The 17,372-nt window shown below is 60.7% G+C and carries 22 protein-coding genes; 13 read left to right on the top strand and 9 right to left on the bottom strand.

Annotation, left to right across the window (positions count from 1 at the left end; translation table 11 throughout):
- Positions 1-124 precede the first annotated feature (124 nt).
- From AC13CE_RS07865 to AC13CE_RS07825, 9 genes are all read left to right on the top strand, one after another.
- Positions 125-916, top strand: a complete 792-nt coding sequence (locus AC13CE_RS07865; protein WP_482972068.1) for a pyruvate, water dikinase regulatory protein — start codon at positions 125-127, stop codon at positions 914-916.
- Positions 913-1,509 (top strand): Maf family protein, encoded by a 597-nt coding sequence (locus tag AC13CE_RS07860; protein WP_482972067.1) that lies wholly within the window; start codon positions 913-915, stop codon positions 1,507-1,509. The genes AC13CE_RS07865 and AC13CE_RS07860 overlap by 4 nt, the downstream gene beginning before the upstream one ends.
- Positions 1,506-2,357, top strand: coding sequence for a shikimate dehydrogenase family protein (locus AC13CE_RS07855; protein WP_482972066.1), 852 nt, complete (start codon positions 1,506-1,508; stop codon positions 2,355-2,357). Before AC13CE_RS07860 ends, AC13CE_RS07855 begins: the two co-directional genes overlap by 4 nt.
- The gene (gene coaE, locus AC13CE_RS07850; protein WP_221538156.1) at positions 2,354-2,968 is read left to right on the top strand and encodes a dephospho-CoA kinase; all 615 of its coding nucleotides are present in this window, start codon (positions 2,354-2,356) and stop codon (positions 2,966-2,968) included. The genes AC13CE_RS07855 and coaE overlap by 4 nt, the downstream gene beginning before the upstream one ends.
- Before the next feature lie 30 nt (positions 2,969-2,998).
- The gene (dnaQ, locus tag AC13CE_RS07845; protein WP_221538155.1) at positions 2,999-3,688 is read left to right on the top strand and encodes a DNA polymerase III subunit epsilon; all 690 of its coding nucleotides are present in this window, start codon (positions 2,999-3,001) and stop codon (positions 3,686-3,688) included.
- A 77-nt stretch (positions 3,689-3,765) separates the two neighbouring features.
- Positions 3,766-4,338, top strand: a complete 573-nt coding sequence (gene hpf / locus AC13CE_RS07840) for a ribosome hibernation-promoting factor, HPF/YfiA family (protein WP_473821268.1) — start codon at positions 3,766-3,768, stop codon at positions 4,336-4,338.
- A 20-nt stretch (positions 4,339-4,358) separates the two neighbouring features.
- A complete protein-coding gene (locus tag AC13CE_RS07835) occupies positions 4,359-4,817 on the top strand; it encodes a PaaI family thioesterase (RefSeq protein ID WP_221538153.1) in 459 nt (152 codons plus the stop codon).
- Positions 4,814-5,155, top strand: a complete 342-nt coding sequence (locus AC13CE_RS07830; RefSeq protein ID WP_221538152.1) for a DUF1491 family protein — start codon at positions 4,814-4,816, stop codon at positions 5,153-5,155. Before AC13CE_RS07835 ends, AC13CE_RS07830 begins: the two co-directional genes overlap by 4 nt.
- A gap of 198 nt (positions 5,156-5,353) precedes the next feature.
- Entirely contained in the window at positions 5,354-5,995 is a 642-nt protein-coding gene (locus AC13CE_RS07825) for a cell wall hydrolase (protein ID WP_247710261.1), read from the top strand.
- A 62-nt stretch (positions 5,996-6,057) separates the two neighbouring features.
- Here AC13CE_RS07825 and xth read toward each other — a convergent pair whose 3' ends face one another.
- Genes xth through AC13CE_RS07810 form a run of 3 tightly spaced genes read right to left on the bottom strand, consistent with a single transcriptional unit; the run spans position 6,058 to position 7,674 of the window.
- On the bottom strand, positions 6,058-6,843 hold the full coding sequence (gene xth, locus AC13CE_RS07820) for an exodeoxyribonuclease III (RefSeq protein WP_221538151.1): 786 nt from the start codon (positions 6,841-6,843) through the stop codon (positions 6,058-6,060).
- 38 nt (positions 6,844-6,881) lie between these two features.
- Positions 6,882-7,211 (bottom strand): iron-sulfur cluster insertion protein ErpA, encoded by a 330-nt coding sequence (gene erpA / locus AC13CE_RS07815; RefSeq protein WP_221538150.1) that lies wholly within the window; start codon positions 7,209-7,211, stop codon positions 6,882-6,884.
- A 31-nt stretch (positions 7,212-7,242) separates the two neighbouring features.
- On the bottom strand, positions 7,243-7,674 hold the full coding sequence (locus AC13CE_RS07810; protein ID WP_221538149.1) for a CBS domain-containing protein: 432 nt from the start codon (positions 7,672-7,674) through the stop codon (positions 7,243-7,245).
- Between the two features lie 109 nt (positions 7,675-7,783).
- On the opposite strand from AC13CE_RS07810, the gene AC13CE_RS07805 reads away from it, so the two are divergent.
- Entirely contained in the window at positions 7,784-8,080 is a 297-nt protein-coding gene (locus AC13CE_RS07805) for a hypothetical protein (protein ID WP_221538148.1), read from the top strand.
- Here AC13CE_RS07805 and AC13CE_RS07800 read toward each other — a convergent pair.
- Genes AC13CE_RS07800 through AC13CE_RS07780 form a run of 5 tightly spaced genes read right to left on the bottom strand, consistent with a single transcriptional unit; the run spans position 8,077 to position 13,247 of the window.
- Positions 8,077-8,451 (bottom strand): (2Fe-2S) ferredoxin domain-containing protein, encoded by a 375-nt coding sequence (locus AC13CE_RS07800; protein WP_221538147.1) that lies wholly within the window; start codon positions 8,449-8,451, stop codon positions 8,077-8,079. The genes AC13CE_RS07805 and AC13CE_RS07800 overlap by 4 nt on opposite strands.
- Positions 8,444-10,552 (bottom strand): dipeptidyl-peptidase 5, encoded by a 2,109-nt coding sequence (locus AC13CE_RS07795; RefSeq protein WP_482972065.1) that lies wholly within the window; start codon positions 10,550-10,552, stop codon positions 8,444-8,446. Before AC13CE_RS07795 ends, AC13CE_RS07800 begins: the two co-directional genes overlap by 8 nt.
- A gap of 42 nt (positions 10,553-10,594) precedes the next feature.
- A complete protein-coding gene (locus AC13CE_RS07790) occupies positions 10,595-11,089 on the bottom strand; it encodes a DUF2497 domain-containing protein (protein WP_221538145.1) in 495 nt (164 codons plus the stop codon).
- A 55-nt stretch (positions 11,090-11,144) separates the two neighbouring features.
- Entirely contained in the window at positions 11,145-12,635 is a 1,491-nt protein-coding gene (locus AC13CE_RS07785) for a TolC family outer membrane protein (protein ID WP_345719419.1), read from the bottom strand.
- 18 nt (positions 12,636-12,653) lie between these two features.
- Positions 12,654-13,247, bottom strand: coding sequence for a protein-L-isoaspartate O-methyltransferase family protein (locus tag AC13CE_RS07780; protein ID WP_482972064.1), 594 nt, complete (start codon positions 13,245-13,247; stop codon positions 12,654-12,656).
- Between the two features lie 161 nt (positions 13,248-13,408).
- On the opposite strand from AC13CE_RS07780, the gene AC13CE_RS07775 reads away from it, so the two are divergent.
- The 3 genes from AC13CE_RS07775 (at position 13,409) to AC13CE_RS07765 (ending at position 16,970) form a co-directional block, all read left to right on the top strand.
- Positions 13,409-14,926: a fumarate hydratase gene (locus AC13CE_RS07775; RefSeq protein ID WP_221538390.1), complete on the top strand. Its 1,518-nt coding sequence runs from the start codon at positions 13,409-13,411 to the stop codon at positions 14,924-14,926.
- Between the two features lie 135 nt (positions 14,927-15,061).
- On the top strand, positions 15,062-16,237 hold the full coding sequence (locus AC13CE_RS07770; RefSeq protein WP_482972063.1) for a sensor histidine kinase: 1,176 nt from the start codon (positions 15,062-15,064) through the stop codon (positions 16,235-16,237).
- Positions 16,230-16,970, top strand: coding sequence for a LytR/AlgR family response regulator transcription factor (locus AC13CE_RS07765; RefSeq protein ID WP_221538141.1), 741 nt, complete (start codon positions 16,230-16,232; stop codon positions 16,968-16,970). Before AC13CE_RS07770 ends, AC13CE_RS07765 begins: the two co-directional genes overlap by 8 nt.
- 75 nt (positions 16,971-17,045) lie before the next feature.
- Here the strand turns inward: AC13CE_RS07765 and AC13CE_RS07760 are convergent, their stop codons facing one another.
- On the bottom strand, positions 17,046-17,336 hold the full coding sequence (locus AC13CE_RS07760; protein WP_221538140.1) for a UrcA family protein: 291 nt from the start codon (positions 17,334-17,336) through the stop codon (positions 17,046-17,048).
- Between the last annotated feature and the right edge of the window lie 36 nt (positions 17,337-17,372).

Raw genomic sequence — 17,372 nt, 5'->3', positions numbered from 1 at the left:
CGAACTTGTCGGTAGACCTGTGCCGTGGTTTATCCCAAGGCTGTCCACACCCGCATGAGAGGCAATTATCCCCGACCGTATCCATCTCCACCTACTCTCGGACAGTACCGGCGAAACTCTGGAGATGCTGGCGAAGGCAGCGTTGGCGCAGTTCGATGATGCCGATGTGGTACGCCATTTCTGGCCCATGGTCAGGAGCCGTCAGCATCTCGACCGTATCATACCGGAACTCAACGCCAATCCCGGGCTGGTTCTCTACACGCTGGTCAACCAGGAAGCGCGCACGAAATTGGAGGAAGTCTGTGCGCAGAACGGGTTGCCAGCAGTGCCTATTCTCGATCGCGTCACCGAGGCGCTCGAGAAGGCGCTGGGACAGGAGGCGCATGGTAGCCCTGGTCGCCAACATCAAATGGACAAGGCCTATTTCGAACGGGTGGAGGCAATCCAGTTCACTATCGCGCATGACGATGGCATCGGCTGGGAAAACTGGGAGCAGGCCGACATCGTACTGGCGGGCGTTTCGCGAAGTTCGAAAACACCTACCAGCATCTACCTCGCCAATCGCGGCTACAAAGTTGCCAACATTCCTCTGGTGGTGGAAAGCCCGCCGCCTCCAAAGCTGTTCGAGCTGAAAAAGCCGCTCGTGGTCGGGCTTACCACCGCGCCCGAGCGGCTGGTGCAAATCCGGCGCAACCGTTTGCTGACCCTCAATGAAAAGACCAAGACATCCTATGTCGACAACCAGAAGGTCAAGGACGAGGTCGCTTTCGCGCGCCGGATGTTTGCGGACAATGGCTGGCCGGTGATCGATGTGACGCGCCGCTCCATCGAGGAAACTGCAGCCGCCATCATCCGTCTTCTCGGAGAGCGTAAATCGCGTGACGGCGATCTGTTCGAGGGAGTGAAGGCGATATGACTGATCTGTCGATCCGCACTATCGTGCTCGCATCCCAATCCGCCTCGCGCAAAGCGATGCTCACCGCCGCGGGCGTGGCCTTCGAAGCGGTTGGAGCCGATTTGGACGAGCGCAGGCTCGAAGCGGAGATGGAAGAGGCCGATCCCGCGGAAGTGGCGCAGGCGCTGGCTGCGGCCAAGGCTGTCGCTGTTTCGGACGAGCGCCTTGTCCTGGGAAGCGATTCGCTGATCGAGGTGGACGGACAGCGGTTCGATAAGCCCGCCAGCCGCGAGCAAGCTGTTGAACACCTGCGCTTCTTCTCGGGCAAAGTGATGACGCTCCACAGCGCCGCAGCTCTGGCGAAAGATGGGAAGATCGTCTGGGTCGGCTCAGATTTTGCGCGGCTGCGGGTGCGCGAACTCTCGGAAGACTTCATCGAAGCCTATCTCGGCGCCGAATGGCCCGAAGTTTCCTATTGCGTCGGCGTGTTCCGGATAGAAGGGCCTGGTGTTCAATTGTTCGAAAGCGTCATGGGCGACCAGTTTACGGTGCTTGGAATGCCGCTGCTCCAGGTACTCGCCGCGCTTCGCGAAGAAGGCGTTCTCCGGACGTGACCGACTATGCGGAAGTGATAGGCGATCCGATTTCGCAGTCGAAATCGCCTGCAATTCACGGCTTCTGGATCGAGAAACTGGGACTCGATGCCAAGTATCGGGCTCACCATGTAACCGCTGAAGGTCTGGCCGATTATCTGGCCGCTCGCCGAGAAGATCCTGACTGGTGCGGGTGCAATGTGACCATGCCGCACAAGCAGAAGGTGATTCCGCTGATAGACCGGCTCGACAATGTGGCTGAACGAGTGGGTGCTGTGAACACGGTCCACCGGGCGGAAGACGGTGCATTGGTAGGGCGCAATACCGATGTTGCGGGATTCCTGGAGCCTTTGCGAGATCATCTTGCGCGCCAGCATTATTTCCGAATGGCGCGAGTGCTGGGGACAGGCGGCGCTGCGCGGGCAATCGTCGCCGGACTGGATGAAGCCGGCTTTACCATTGTGTTGGCCGGCCGCGATCCGGAGAAAGCACAAGCGCTGCTGAATGAGTTGAGCGGAGGCGAGCATCATGTGGCGCCGCTGTCCCATTTCGCCGAGCCGACCGATTTCGCCTTCGACGACCGTGAAGGATGCTGCGATCTCGTGATCAACGCCAGCCCCCTTGGCATGCGCGGCCAGCCCCCGCTTGCATTCGACTGGAGCCATGCTCCGCCCGGCTCGATCGCCTATGACATTGTCACCGATCCCGTCGAAACCGATTTTCTCAAATCCGCAGGAGAAGCCGGGTTCGGGACCATCGACGGACTTTCCATGCTGATCGGGCAGGCCGCCGCGGCATTCGTACATTTCTTCGGAGTTGAGCCGCCGCGCGAATTCGATACCGAGCTGCGGGAAAGGTTGATTGCATGACCAAGCCGCTCATTGTGGGTCTCACCGGCTCCATCGGCATGGGGAAGTCGACTGTTGCCGCCATGTTCGAGGCAGCTGGCGTGCCGGTCTTCGATGCCGATGCCGAAGTGCGCGCGATGCAGGGCCCCGGGGGCAGTCTGGTCGAGGAAATAGAGGCTGCATTTCCCGGCAGCACCGGGAAAGAAGGCGTGCTGCGTGACAAGCTGGGGGATCAGGTTTTCGGTGACAAGCGGGCATTGGCCCGCCTTGAAGCGATCGTACATCCGGCGGTGGCCCGGAAGCGCGAAGCTTTCCTGTTCGAACATTACGGGACACCCTTCGTCGTCTTCGATATACCTTTGCTGTTCGAGAAGGGGGGACACAATGAGGTGGACCGTGTGGTGGTTGTCTCCGCCCCGGCCGAAGTCCAGCGCCGCCGAGTGTTGGCCCGGCCGGACATGACGACCGAAAAATTCGCCCACATCCTTTCACTCCAGATGCCGGACGCCGAAAAGCGCCAGCGTGCCGACCACGTCATCGATACCGGCCAGTCGCTGGCGGAAACGGAGCGCGAGGTCATTGCTCTTATCGATCTGCTGCGCAGGGAGATAGCTGGCGAACGGCTCTTGTAATCTTCGTCCGCGAGTCCGATAGATTAACCGATGCGTGAAATCGTTTTCGACACCGAAACCACCGGACTCGACCCGAAGACGGGCGATCGGATGGTGGAAATCGGCTGCGTGGAGCTGTTCAATCTCGTCCCCACCGGAAAAACCTATCACGCCTATTACAATCCGGAACGGGATATGCCCGCAGGTGCAGAGGCTGTGCATGGCCTTTCGAGCGCATTTCTTGCAGACAAGCCACTGTTCCGGGACATCTTCCATGAGCTCCTCGAATTTATAGGGGATGCTCCGCTCATCGCGCACAACGCCGGGTTCGATTTCGGGTTTCTCAACGCCGAACTGGCGCTCTGCAAATGCGAGCCGGTCTGCATGACCCGGATGATCGACACCGTAGCCTTGGCCAAAAAACGCCATCCCGGAGCCAAGCTTTCGCTCGATGCACTCTGCACACGCTATGGCATCGACCGCAGCCACCGCGTGAAGCACGGTGCCCTGCTCGATGCCGAGCTGCTCGCGCAGGTCTATGTCGAACTGAAGGGTGGTCGCCAGATTGGACTGGAACTTGCGGCCGAAGCGGTCGATCCAGTTACCACACAGGATTTGATCGCCGTGCGCAAAGCCCCGGAAGGGCCGCGGCGTGCACCGCGACCGCATGCTCCGACGGCTGAAGAACTTGTACGGCACAGGCAGTTCATGGCCGGGATCGAAAACCCTCTCTGGGGATAAGGTCATGGCCCTGCATTCCGTCCGGGCGGAGCCGGACGAGAGGAAAAGCCGGGGCGCGATATAAGGAGAAAGACTTTATGGATATCCGTGTTTCGGGCCACCAGATCGACACCGGCGCAGCCTTGCAGACCCATGTCGAGGACCGAATGCAGGGCATCGTCGAGAAATATTTCAATCGCGCCATTTCGAGTAATGTCACTTTCGGCAAGGCGGCAGGCGGTGCTTTCTCTTCCGATATCGTCACGCACGTCATGCAGGGCCTGATCCTGAAGGGTCATGCCGAGGCACATGATGTCCATCAGGCGTTCGACCAGGCGGCAGCGAAGATCGAAAAGCAGCTGCGCCGTTACAAGCGCCGGATCAAGGATCGTCATGAGCAGGCCGACCACGCCATGCGCGAACAGGAAGCCGCCTACACCATTTTCGCCGCTCCAGAGCCCGACAATGAGGACGAGGTAGAGCATGACAGCCCGCCAGTCATTGCCGAAACCAGTGCCATGATCCCGGAATGCTCGGTTGCGGATGCGGTCATGCTTCTGGATTTGCAGAATGCCAACGCACTGCTGTTCAAGAACGGGGCTACCGAGGTGCACAATATGGTTTACCGCCGTGCCGATGGTTCGATCGGCTGGGTCGAACCCCGCAGCTGATTAGGGATTCGAGAGGAAAGATGGGCGGAGCGTCAGGCAGCGGAGCCGAACTTCATTGGCGGGCGCTCGAAGGTCTTTATTCTTCCGCTCCGGTCAATGCACTTTTCGATTCGACGCTTGAGGTTACGGGCGAAGGCACGGCACGTATTACGTTCGAAGTCACCGAATCAGTCTATCATGCCGCCGGTGCGGCGCACGGTACCATCTATTTCAAGATGCTCGACGATGCGGCCTTCTATGCCGCAAACACGCTGGTGACCGACCGATTCCTCCTTACGACGTCGTTCAATCTCCACTTCACCAAGCCGGTACGCGAGGGGAAAGTCGTGGCGGAAGGGCGCTGGATCAGCGGTCGCCGCCGGGTCTTCGTTGCCGAATCGAAGCTCGTCGATGCCGAAGGGGAGGAGATCGGCCGGGGCACCGGGACTTTCATGAAATCCCGTATCCCGCTGTCGAGCTTGCCCGGATACGCAGCGTGACTGGTGATCAGAGGCTTCCGGCTCACCTTGAAGTCGCGGGATTGCTTAAACTTGTCCAAGCCCTCGGGGGTTTTGGAATGGTTTTGCAGAAGGGCGAACGTGATGCCGGAACGCTTGTGATATTAACCACAAATGGTGGCAAAAATACCCGCCTGTGGGAGCGGATGCCGCAGATGGATGGCTCCCGCACCTTCGTCTGCACTCGCGAACAAGACGAGGAAAACGCTCAAGAATTCTACGATTATATTGCCAGAAGGCAGCGTCAGGATTCGGATTGCTGGTTCATCGAACTCGATGGTCCCGAAGTGGAACGGTTGATAGATCCCGGCGCGCGTTAACTTGACACAGTTTCAAATGTGACTATTTGGCCCGCCAGCTTCGATGCGCAGGCGGTCGGGTTGGCAATGGTGTCGACGGACTAGCGCGCAGACGGGGAGCAAGCGGCAGGCCCGCAAACGGATCCAAGTTTAAAGACGCATATAACGCGCACCGGATCCCAGCCTGCGCAGCTACTCACCGCCCAGATAAGCGGGATCATGCGTAAATCACTTTTTGGAATTGCGGCTGCCGCCGCAACTATGATTGCAACGTTTGCCGGTGCGGAAGAAACCGGCGCCGAGGTCGCTGAAGCGACCGTAGAGACCACCACCGAAGAAACTGCCCTCACTGAAGAGGTGGTTCCGGTCTTCGTCAGCGAAGAAGTGGTCCAGGAGCTTCCCGAGGAAGCCACAGCAGAATTTCCAGGAAACGTGCCGCAGGCGAACAGCCTGCGCGAACTCGTGGCCCAAATGCCGGCTTCGGGTGAACTTTCCGATGAGATGCGCTGCCTTGCCGGCGCAGTATATTTCGAATCGCGCGGTGAGCCGCTGTCTGGCCAGCTGGCCGTGGCGCAGGTGGTCATCAACCGCAGCGAATCCAGCAGCTTTCCTTCCAGCTATTGCGGTGTGGTCTATCAACGCGCGCAATTCAGTTTCGTGCGCGGTGGCACGATGCCCCGAATCAAGACTGGGTCGAACGCGTGGAAGCGCGCGACAGCTATCGCCCGGATAGCCCACCAGGGCCTGTGGGATAGCGAAGCGGATGATTCGCTTTATTTCCACGCAAAATATGTAAGGCCCAGCTGGGCCCGCAAGAAGGTCGCCCGCGCGACCATCAATACGCACATCTTCTATCGCTGATTGAATGCGGCAAGCGCTCAGGGGCCGTCGCTACCAAGCGGCGGCCCTTTGTCGTTGATACATCAGTCGGAAATTTCGACCCAGACCGGTGTGTGGTCGCTGGCCTTCTCCCGCCCGCGATATTCCTTGTCGACACCGGCGGCGATCATCCGGTCGGCCAGCTCTGGCGAAAGCAGCAAGTGGTCGATCCGGAACCCGTGGTCGCGCTGCCATGCACCGGCCTGGTAATCCCAGTAGGTCCACACGCCTCCCCGCGGGTTGAGCGTATCGATCGCGTCGGTCCAGCCATCGGCCAGCATTCGCTTGTAGGCATTGCGAGATTCGGGCTGCATCAAGGCGTCGCTGGCCATCGCCTTAGGCGACCAGACGTCCTTGTCTTCAGGTATCACGTTATAGTCGCCCAGCACCACAGCAGGGATTTCCTCGTCCCAGATGGCGCGCATGCGATCGCGCAGCCGTTCCATCCATGCGAGCTTGTATTCGAATTTCGGGCCTGGATGCGGATTGCCGTTGGGCAGGTAGAGATTACAGATGCGGACGCCGTTCACCTCTGCCTCGAGGTAACGGGCCTGCTCGCCCTCGCCGTCCTTCGGTCCATTGATGCCCAGCCCGCGCTGCACTTCGATCGGCTTCACTCCGTCGGCGAGAATTGCAACACCGTTGAAGCTCTTCTGGCCGTGCCAGATGGCCTGATAGCCGATCTTCTCGAACTCGTCGGCTGGAAAGCCGTCGTCCATGGTCTTGATTTCCTGCAGGCAGGCGACAGTTGGACGGGTCTCGTCGAGCCACTCGAGCAGGCGCGGCAGGCGGGCCTTGATACCGTTGATGTTGAAGCTGGAAATACGCATGGACCGATCCATGCCCGAAGCAGCGTCGCGGGTCTAACCTAAATCCCGAAACTGGAACCGCAGCCACATCCGGCGGCTGCATTGGGATTCTCGACCCGAAAGGCGGCACCGCCAAGCGATTCGACGAAGTCCACGACGCTTCCGGCCACGAGATCGAGACTTATGGGATCGACGACAAGCCGAACACCATCGGTATCGCTGACTGAATCGTCTTCCTCGGCACCCTCGGCAAGATCGAACTTGTACTGGAAGCCAGAGCATCCCCCGCCTTCCACCGACAGGCGAAGGATTGCCGGCTTGGCCTGCTTTTCGGCAATGGCGGCGACGCGCTTCGCAGCGGCTGGAGTAAGGGTGAGCATTTCGGCCATGCAGGGGATGTAGGAAGTGTGAGGCCCGGGCTCAAGCAGTCCGGATATATTCGCGCATGGCTTCGGCTTCGTGTTGGATTTCGTCGAGGCGAGCCTTGACGAGGTCGCCGATGGAAATGAAGCCGCACATCGCAGATCCCTCGACTACCGGCAAATGCCGGATCCGCCGCTTGGTCATGAGCGCCAGGGCATCGAGAATTGCTGTCTCGCGGTTTGCCGTAATGGCGGGGGACGTCATCACTTGGCCGACAGGTTTGTCGAGGCAGCTCTGTCCTTCCTCGGCAAGGCGATAAATCACATCGCGTTCGGAAAAAATCCCAACAACGGAACCGCCTGCCATAACCGGAAGGGCGCCGATGCGTTTGGCTGCGAGCAGGCCAACTGCGTCGCGGACCGGCCTGTCGACATCGATCGAAATAATGTCTGCACTCGTGCGACCCTCGATAAGTTTTCCGATGTTCATGCCTGCCTCCTCAGTTCCGTGTTGCAGAATGCCATTGATACCATGAATTGGCCAGCCGGGCACAGACGCCCCGTTGAAAGCTTGTCCCCGGCGCGCCATTAGATCGGTCATGGTAGACAAATCACCTCTCGACGATCCGAAGGCGGCGGCCTTCGCCTGGGCGCGCTATCGCCGGATCATGCGCTTCCTGTTCCTGCTGACCGTCGGACTCGTCGCAATCGCCATGGCGTTGCTATGGAAGTTCGAGGATGTGTCGGTGCATTTCTACATTGCCACGGCGCTCGGCATCGGCTTCACGATGTTGCTGACCGGGGCACTGATGGGACTGGTATTCCTGTCCTCGGGAACGGGGCATGACGAAGCGGTCGACAACCGCCTGCCGGACAATTCCATCGACGAGGATTAGGCCTCGTCCACCCCCCGCAGGCGATACTCTTCAACCGGAACGCCGCCGATAAGGTGGCGCTGGATGATCGCTTCGAGCACTTCCTCGGTGCAGGAATGGTACCAGACGTTCTCCGGCCAAACGACCGCGATGGGTCCGTGCGCGCAGATTTGCAGGCAGTCGGCCTTGGTTCGCTGAACGGTTCCGCCCCGTCCGACGAGCCCCAGCTCCTTGAGCCGTTTCTTGAGGTAGTTCCAGGCTGCCTTGCCGTCTTCGCGTGAACAGCATTTCTGTTTTTCGCTGACCGCGCAGAGGAAGATTTGCCGCTCGACCGTCTCGCCGCCAATCTTGGCGAGTGCGTTTTCGGCCTTTGCGAGGCCTCTTTTACTCATCCGGTTTCAGCCAGCGGTCGAGCCAGGCAAAGACCGTATTGTGCCATTGCAGCGAGTTCTTCGCGCCGAGCACCCAGTGATTTTCTTCCGGGAAGACAAGCAGCTGGCTCGGGATCTGGCGCTCTTGCAGGGCAGTGAAGCTGGCGAGACCCTGGCTATAGGGCACACGGAAGTCCTTCTGGCCGGTAACAACGAGCATCGGGGTCTTCCACTTGTCGACATGGTTCACCGGGTTCCAGCGTTCGTAGAGTTCGCTGTTTTCGGAATAGCTGCCGCCGAAATCCCACTTGGGAAACCACAGTTCTTCGGTCGTGTAATAGAAGCTGCGCATGTCGAAGAGGCCGTCATGCTGCACGAGGCAATCGAACCGGTCGGGCCAGTTGCCTGCTATCCAGTTCATCATATAGCCTCCGTAGCTCGCCCCCATGGCGCAGGCACGGCTGCCGTCGATCTGGCCGTCACGTTCGAGCGCCGCAGCAAGGCCCAGCTGCAGGTCTTCGAGCGGTTTTCCGCCCCAGTCGCGATTGATGCTGTCGGTGAAGGCTTGCCCGTATCCGGTCGAGCCGTGGAAATCGACCGAAATCACCGCATAGCCCTGGCTCGCGAGAACGCGCGGATTCCAGCGGCTGGACCAGCCGTCGTTGAAGGAGCCCTGGGGGCCGCCATGCACGTAAAGGATGGCCGGCATCTTGCCGGTTTGCCCTTCCAGCTTGGTGATCTGGCCCCATACGGTATCGCCATTTGCGCCGGAGAAGCTGAACCGCTCGACCGATACCGGTGCGAACTTGCCCACCGTGGGGCTGGCTACCTGCGTAAGCGGTTCCGCCTGGCCCCAATCGCTGGACAGGAACATCTCGGCCGGGGCGCCGATGGAATCGCGAGTGAACAGCAAGTCTCCGTCCGCCAGCGGTGTGACATTGCCGATATGGGCTTCGTTGCCCGCCATCAGGTCGAGCTCTTCCACGGCGCCGCTGTGCGGATCGATGCGATAGGCCGGTGTGTCGAGAACATCCTGCGCCGTTGCGACCAGCCAGCGCGAATCGGGCGTCCATGCGAGCGAACCGAAGCTGCGGTCGAAATCGGCGGTCAATGCGGTGGTGACGCCGCTCTGCAGATCGCGCAGCATGACCACCTGCCGGTCGCTTTCATAGCCAGGCCGCGCCATTGCGACATAGGCGAGATACTGGCCGTCGGGCGACGGGGTCGGCAGCGCATCAAGCGCTTCATTGGCGGCGGTAAGGTTGGTCGGAGCCGCACCGGAAAGATCGGACCACCAGATGTCGAGATTTGTCGAATAGGGTTCGCTGGCCCCGCCTTCGCGCGCCACGAAATACAGGCCCGACCCGTCTGGAGCCCAGGCTATATCTTCGTCGCCGCCGAAAGGCATGGTCGGCGTATCCCCTTGCGGTCCGCCTGCACCCAGTGGTCCATCTGCTGGAGTGAAATCACCTTCGGCTATGCCGTCTACCAAATCGGCGGTGAATACGCGGCTATAGGTTCCCGGCGTTTCCCATGTGTCCCAATGGCGATAGAAGCCGTCATCGCCTTCGTAGAGGCGCCCGTCACCCGGGCCCGGAAGATAGGGTTTGGCGCTATCGTCGCACGACAATTCGGCGCAGCTGCGTGCCACATCCGTCCAGATCGCGATCTTGTCGCCGCTATCTGCAATGCTGTATCCATTCACTCCGCGGGTAACATCGGTAACCTGCGACTTCGCCGTTACCGTTCCGTTTGCGCCGATCCTTGCGCGCCAGACCTGCATCGTGTCGCCGCCAGCACCGCCGGCCATATAGTAGAGCCACCCGTCGCCGCCGAAGCTTGCGCTGCTTCCTTCGAGATCGAGCGCAACCGGTGCAGCATTCCGGTTCACGAGCGAACGCAGGTACATCTGCCCGGAGCGTTCGTAGGTTTCGCTGTCCGTCGTGGTGACGGAATAGATTGCCATGGACCCGTCCGGCGAAACGGTCGGGCTGCCAAGGCGGGGCATGGTCACCAGGTCTTCGGCCTGCATCGGCCTGGCCGCATCCTGCGCGGCGAGCGGCGTGGCGAAAAGCGCAAATGCGCTGGCGAGCGGGAATGCGACCCTGTTGCGTGTTGTCATGGCTGCGCGGTGTAGCGCGCAACCGTGCGCAAGGTAAGGGGTTTAGCGCTTCTTCCCGGCGATCCGGGCGATCTCTGCCTTGACCAGGTCTTCGACCATGCCCGGCAGATTCTCGTCCAGCCATTTGGCGAGCATGGGGCGCAGCATGTCGCGCACCAGCCCTTCGAGCGAAGTCTCACCCTGGCGCACGATCTGGGGTTGCTTGCCGGGCTTGGAGAGCATGGTGAGCGCAGCGAAGTTCTGCTGCATCGCACTTCGCGTGGCGTCGGCGATCAGACCTTCGTCCTCATCCTCGCCGGGTTCCTCGCCATAGATGGCATCGAGGCCGGCATTGTCTTCGATGATCAGGTCTTCTTCGAGCCCCGCACCAAGTTCGAGAACGTCTTCGTCCTCATCCGGACCGTTCGAGTCGGCGCCGCCCGCGACCAGCCCGCGACGGCGTTGCGGCGTCTCCGCGCGCGTCACGCTGTCGCGCGCGATCACCTTCTTGATAGAGTCGAGGATTTCCTCGACCGACGGTTCGTCGTGGTTCTGCATCTTGCGCCCTACCCCTTGGCTCTATCGCAATCCCGAATCGGGACCTGCTTTATTGCTAAGGGGTATCTTCCGGCTCGGCAATCTCGGGAATATCGGCGGTGGGTGCCTCGACATCGACTGTGCTGGTGCTCGTTGCCTGCGGAGCCGGGTCGCGATCCCAGTCCCATATGCTCCCGCTCACGCGCTCGTAATTGTCGATCGGATCGTAGAGAACGCCTTCATCGGCAAGGCCGAGGTCCCGGGCTTCGGCCCGGCCCATGGCTGCAAGCAGAGAAAAGCCGGCCACATAGGCATTGCGCCGCGCGGTCACCAACTGGACGCGGCTCTGCAGTAGCTCCTGCTCCGCATTCAATACGTCCAGGATCGTCCGGTTTCCGATCGAATTTTCGGCCCGCACGCCTTCCAGGCTCAGCTCCGCTGCGGAAACTGCGCTTTGTGAACTTTCGATGATGGCGAGGGACGCCTGCCAGCTCGAATAGGCGGACCGGACCTGTGCGATCACGTCGCGTTCGGCAGCAATGACCTGTTCGAGGGCGGCTGTCGCCCGCGCGGTCGCCTGCCGCTGCAAGGCTGCGGGACGGCCGCCCTGGAAAAGCGGGATACGCAGCGAAACACCTGCCGAAGCGGCGGTGGCCGACTGGTCGCTGGAAACGACGGGGCTTCCGGGGTCCGAAGGATCGAGCGGCCCATCCGCGACGCTGCCGAGATAATTGTCGTAATCGTAACCGGCAAAAACCGACACGCTGGGCAGGCGGCTGGAACCTGCAACCTCTATATCATAGCCCGCCGCCGCGGCACTTTCACGTGCAGCGATGAGATCGGGATTGTTCTCCAGGGCGACTTCGACGGCAGTGGCGGCGTCGCTCGGCAATCCGGGAAGCGGCGGCGGTGCCTGCAAATCAGTCGGAGCCTTGCCAACCAGAGCAATATAATCTTCCCGCGCAGCGATCAGATTGGCCTGTGCGCTGCGCAGATCGCCCTGCGCCAAGGCAAGGCGCGCCTCGGATTGGGCCACGTCGGTACGGGTCAGATCGCCGATTTCGAAGCGGTCGCTGGTGGCTTCGACATCGATCGACAGCACGTCGACCTGATTTGCCGACAAGGATACGAGAGCCTGCCCGCGAAGCACATCCATATACGCGGCCACCACCTGGGTGAAAACCGCGCTCTCGGTGGCTCGAAGATCGGCCCGGCCAGCTTCCACCCGTTCTTTCGCGGCGCGCACGGAATTCTTCACCGCGCCGCCGGAATAGATGGGAACGCTTAGGTCGATTCCCGCTGTAAGGGCGCGGTCGGGCGTGAAAAAACTGGTCGACCGCTGCTTGAGGAATTCGGTCACCGAAGCGCTCGCTTCGGCAGAGGGCAGCCCCGACGCACGCTCGATCGGAACGTTCTCGTCGGTAGCGCGCAATCCGGCACGTGCCCCTTCCAGTGTCGGGTTATTGTAATAGGCGTCGGTCAGCGCTTCCTGCAGCGTATCGGCCGATGCCGGAACTGCAACGAGGGCGAGCGCGATGAGACTGCCCGAAACTGTCAGGTGTTTCACGACCCCTCCCTTGTGCATTCAGAAACTCCAGCTCTCCGGTTTGTCGAAAGCGCCCATCCGCGGCACGCCCATTTCGGCGAGCGGAAGAAGCGCGAGTGCATTCCCGGATTTCCGACCGGTGGCGAGACGGGTTACGCCGCGTTCGACGAGCCCGGTTACTATCCGGCCGCCTTCGACAACCGATTTTGCCAAATTGGCCGGCATCTGTTCGATCGCGCCGTCGACCAGCACCAGGGTAAAATCGCCCTTCTTCACCTTGAGTGCTTCTGCGGGCGACACGGTCTTCACCGATTTTACCAGCGGTTCGACCAGGGCGGTCAGATAGCCGCTGCCGCCGTCGATCACGAGGACCCTGTCCTCGCCCGTTGGGCGGGCTTCGGCCAGCATCGCACCGTGAAACAGCGGCGCAGGAAGGTAGCCACCCTCGCCCAGCCGGATCGCGCGGTCCATATAGGCCGTGCCCTTCGCGCCTTCGGGCACGAAATCCTCGCGGGGGACGGTGCCCATGCGATCGAGCACGAAGGCTTCGTTGACGCCGCTGGTGCGCAGCTGGCTGTCGATCATCGCCTTGCGGGCGGCGGTGTAGTCGGGGCGTGTCTTGGTGATGGTCATGTCAATTCCGAACGCTGTATTACATCTATAACACGGCTTTGCAAGCTCCCCGTTGCCTTAGGCGCAAGACCTTTTGCTTCCAAGCGCTTTGACCGATGGCCGCAAACCCGCCTATCGGGGAGCGCAAATCTGCAACATGGGAACGCGCGGCGATGAGCGACATGACCGTCATCAAGGAAGAAGACCTGATCGAGAGCGTGAAGGACGCTCTCCAGTACATATCCTACTATCATCCGATGGATTACATCCGCGCATTGGGAAAAGCCTATGAAGCGGAGCAGGGGCCGGCAGCCAAGGACGCGATCGCGCAGATCCTCACCAACAGCCGCATGTGCGCCGAAGGCCACCGTCCGATCTGCCAGGACACTGGCATCGTCAATGTTTTCGTCAAATGGGGGATGAACTGCCGTCTCGACACGCAGCGCAGCCTGCAGGAAGTGGTCGATGAAGGCGTGCGCCAGGCCTACAACCACCCGGACAACAAGCTGCGCGCTTCGATCCTTGCCGACCCGGCCTTCACCCGCCGCAACACCCGCGATAACACGCCCTGCGTCCTGTCGGTAGAAATGGTGGCCGGCGATACGATCGACATCGATGTCGCGGCCAAAGGCGGCGGCAGCGAAAACAAGTCGAAATTCAAGATGATGAACCCGTCGGACAATATCGTAGACTGGGTGGTCGAACAGCTTCCTTCGATGGGTGCGGGCTGGTGTCCGCCGGGCATGCTCGGCATCGGTATCGGCGGCACGGCGGAACATTGCATGAAGCTTGCCAAGCTGAGCCTGATGGAGCCGATCGACATGGGCCAGCTCAAGCAACGCGGCGCGCAGACCGACCTCGAGCAATTGCGCATCGACATATTCGACGCCGTCAATGCGCAGGGCATCGGCGCTCAGGGCCTGGGGGGCCTATCGACCGTTCTCGACGTCAAGATTCTCGATGCGCCCTGTCACGCGGCGGGCAAGCCGGTGGCGATGATCCCCAACTGTGCCGCGACGCGCCATGCGCATTTCACGCTCGACGGTTCGGGCCCGGCCTATCTCGAACCCCCGAAGCTCGAGGAGTACCCCGACGTGACCTGGCAGCCCGACGCGGCTGCGAAGAAGGTCGATCTGGACAATCTCACCCCCGAGCAGGTCGCCAGCTGGGAGCATGGTGACCGCCTGCTGCTGTCGGGCAAGATGCTGACCGGTCGCGACGCAGCCCACAAGCGCATCCACGATATGCTTGAGAATGGTGAGGAACTGCCGGTCGAATTCAAGGGCCGCGCAATCTATTACGTCGGTCCCGTCGATCCGGTAATGGGCGAAGTCGTCGGCCCCGCGGGCCCCACCACCGCCACGCGGATGGACAAATTCACCGAGATGATGCTCGATCTCGGATTGCTCGCGATGATCGGCAAGGCCGAACGCGGACATGACGCGGTGGAGGTCATCAGCCGCTTCAAGGTCGCCTATCTGATGGCGACAGGCGGCGCTGCCTATCTCGTCAGCCGTGCGATCAAGGGTGCCGAGGTGGTCGCTTTCGAAGATCTTGGCATGGAAGCAATTTACGAATTCGAGGTGCAGGACATGCCGGTCACGGTGGCCGTCGATGCGCAGGGCAACAATGTCCACACGCTTGCTCCGGCCCGCTGGCGCGAAAGGATTGCAGCGGGTGAGGTCGAGCCCGCCGAATAGCATTTCGGCTCGACCAACGTCCTAGCGCGGTCGATGGCGGCGCTGGCCATTTGTCTCGGCTGGGAGCAGAAGCTACCTGTTTTGGACAGTGAACCCCAGATTAATCCGGAATCGCCGCGCGTAGCGGCGAAGGTCGTGCTTTTCTCAATCTTCGGATTGTGGGTGGCTTATTTCCTGCTGATCACCGCGCGGGGTGCCGTAGTCGGACTGGAACTGCAGGACGAACTTCTCTGGCGCCGCGTTATCGTGTCCCTTGCCGGCGGGGGAGTAACCGTACTCCTCTGGCAATTCCTGCGCTTCTTCGACGATCGAAGTCTTTCCGTAAAGGTGGCCGTAGCCATCGTTGCGGCCCTGCCCGCATCCCTTGCCATTGCCCAAATCAATACGATGATCTTTGCGCCGATCGAAGACCAGGTGCGCAAAAAGATCGGCGAAGAGCGCGGCCTCAACATCCGCCGCGATGAGTCGGGTAACCTGCTGCTTGATATTCCCGGCCAGATGACAGGCGCTGAATTGCCGGGAAGCGATGCATCGGCGGGTCCCAGGTCCATCGTCATCGAGCCCGCACCTACTCCGGCAGACTATTGGCGAAGGCTGACCGATCTGGCTCTGAGCCGCTATTTTCTCCTTCTGGCTTGGGCCGCTCTCTATCTGGCAATGGTGGCAGGTGCGCGGGCCAGAGCTGCTGAACGTCGCGGCGAGAGATTTCGGAGCGCGGCAAAGGCAGCGGAACTAAGAAGCCTGCGCTACCAGGTGAACCCGCACTTCCTGTTCAATACCCTCAATTCGCTCTCCGCTCTCGTGCTTACGGGCAAAGAAGACCGGGCAGAACAGATGATCCAGTCGATCTCGCGTTTCTACCGGCATTCGCTGGCCGACGATTCCACTGGTGACGTGAGCCTGGAAGACGAAATCGACCTGCAGGAACACTATCTCGAGATTGAAGCCGTCCGGTTTCCCGAGCGGCTCAGAACCCGCGTCGATCTTCCGCCCGAGCTGAGTCAGCTGAAGGTTCCGGGCATGATCCTGCAGCCGCTGGTCGAAAACTCGGTCAAATACGGTGTTTCGGCCAGCAACCGCCCCGTGACGATCTGTATCGTCGCACGCGAAGAATATGGTCGGCTGGTTCTCCGCGTAAGCGATGATGGGCCCGGTCTGCCAAGCGGGCATTCGGGCGGTTTCGGAATTGGCCTTGCCAACGTTCGCGATCGGCTCGAAGCTCGGTTCGGGCGCGAAGCGACGATTTCTTCGGGCCAGACAATTGACGGATACGAAACCGAACTCAGGCTACCGATGGTGAAACATGGCTGAGGAAGCAGGCGACACACTGCGTACGCTGATTGTCGACGACGAGCCGCTCGCAGTAGAGCGTATGCAGGTGATCTGTGCCAAGATGGATGACCTGAACGTGGTCGGCACGGCTAGCGATGGGGCGCAGGCATTGCGACTCGTGGAGGCGCTTCAGCCCGATCTCATCCTGCTGGATATGACGATGCCGGAAGTCGACGGACTTTCGGTTGCAAGGGCCTTGGCGGAAGCAGACGAGCCGCGTCCCGCCGTCGTCTTCGTCACAGCCCACGACAATTACGCAGTCGAGGCCTTCGATCTCGATGCCGTCGATTATGTTCTCAAACCCGTGAAGCCCGAGCGGCTGGAGCGCGCCATACAGCGCGCGATTGCGCGACGCGGCGAAGGGAGTGCGAAGGACGGCAAATGGCTGGAAGAGCTCTGGATACCCCATCGTAGCGAGCTGATCCGGATCGACACCGAAGAAGTGTCGCGGATCGATGCGGAACGCGACTACGTCCGCCTGCATGTCGAGGATCGGAGTTATCTTCTACTCCAGACAATCGCGGGGTTGGAGAAACGGCTCGATCCGGAAAAGTTCATCCGGATCCACCGTTCGACGATCTTGCGTAAGGATCGGATCAAGGGCCTTCGCCACGATGGTCTGGGTGTCTGGTCTGCCGAGATGGAAGGTGGAGAGGCGCTGCGGATCGGGCGGACCTATCTGCCCAAGGTCAAGGCAATGGCAGGCCGCTAGACTCCAAAAGCCAAGAGACACCCCGACCGGGGGACTGCAATCCGGTCGGGGTGCCAGGTACGGCTGACTCGGGTGTCAGCCGCCCTTGCCTTCCTGTTCAATGAGAGTGGCGAACTGCTGCTTGGCCTTCGTCTTCATTTCGACGTAGCATTCTTGCTTATCGCCCGACCGGATCCGTGTTCCGGTCGTCAATGTGTCGAAACCGCAGGCTTTTCTCGCGGCCCTGTCGATCCTCCGATCGAGTTCCTTTTGGCCCTTCGCGCTGGCAAGATCGAGATCGCGGTAGGTCACTTCGAAGTGAACTTCCTGGGCGCTCGCGGGCAGGACGATGCCGGCGGCAGCAATTGCTGCAATTAGCGTTTTCATGGCAATTTCTCCTCGTTTGCGGCGGACCCCTTCGGG

This window comes from Qipengyuania sp. B-5 (genome assembly GCF_056857815.1).
This window is presented reverse-complemented; position numbering and strand designations above follow the sequence as displayed.

Coding starts and splice junctions, on each gene's coding strand:
- AC13CE_RS07865 (WP_482972068.1), top strand. CDS start 125: ATGCTGGCGAAGGCAGCGTTGGCGCAGTTCGATGATGCCGATGTGGTA.
- AC13CE_RS07860 (WP_482972067.1), top strand. CDS start 913: ATGACTGATCTGTCGATCCGCACTATCGTGCTCGCATCCCAATCCGCC.
- coaE (WP_221538156.1), top strand. CDS start 2,354: ATGACCAAGCCGCTCATTGTGGGTCTCACCGGCTCCATCGGCATGGGG.
- dnaQ (WP_221538155.1), top strand. CDS start 2,999: ATGCGTGAAATCGTTTTCGACACCGAAACCACCGGACTCGACCCGAAG.
- hpf (WP_473821268.1), top strand. CDS start 3,766: ATGGATATCCGTGTTTCGGGCCACCAGATCGACACCGGCGCAGCCTTG.
- AC13CE_RS07835 (WP_221538153.1), top strand. CDS start 4,359: ATGGGCGGAGCGTCAGGCAGCGGAGCCGAACTTCATTGGCGGGCGCTC.
- AC13CE_RS07825 (WP_247710261.1), top strand. CDS start 5,354: ATGCGTAAATCACTTTTTGGAATTGCGGCTGCCGCCGCAACTATGATT.
- xth (WP_221538151.1), bottom strand. CDS start 6,843: ATGCGTATTTCCAGCTTCAACATCAACGGTATCAAGGCCCGCCTGCCG.
- erpA (WP_221538150.1), bottom strand. CDS start 7,211: ATGGCCGAAATGCTCACCCTTACTCCAGCCGCTGCGAAGCGCGTCGCC.
- AC13CE_RS07810 (WP_221538149.1), bottom strand. CDS start 7,674: ATGAACATCGGAAAACTTATCGAGGGTCGCACGAGTGCAGACATTATT.
- AC13CE_RS07805 (WP_221538148.1), top strand. CDS start 7,784: ATGGTAGACAAATCACCTCTCGACGATCCGAAGGCGGCGGCCTTCGCC.
- AC13CE_RS07800 (WP_221538147.1), bottom strand. CDS start 8,451: ATGAGTAAAAGAGGCCTCGCAAAGGCCGAAAACGCACTCGCCAAGATT.
- AC13CE_RS07795 (WP_482972065.1), bottom strand. CDS start 10,552: ATGACAACACGCAACAGGGTCGCATTCCCGCTCGCCAGCGCATTTGCG.
- AC13CE_RS07790 (WP_221538145.1), bottom strand. CDS start 11,089: ATGCAGAACCACGACGAACCGTCGGTCGAGGAAATCCTCGACTCTATC.
- AC13CE_RS07780 (WP_482972064.1), bottom strand. CDS start 13,247: ATGACCATCACCAAGACACGCCCCGACTACACCGCCGCCCGCAAGGCG.
- AC13CE_RS07775 (WP_221538390.1), top strand. CDS start 13,409: ATGACCGTCATCAAGGAAGAAGACCTGATCGAGAGCGTGAAGGACGCT.
- AC13CE_RS07765 (WP_221538141.1), top strand. CDS start 16,230: ATGGCTGAGGAAGCAGGCGACACACTGCGTACGCTGATTGTCGACGAC.
- AC13CE_RS07760 (WP_221538140.1), bottom strand. CDS start 17,336: ATGAAAACGCTAATTGCAGCAATTGCTGCCGCCGGCATCGTCCTGCCC.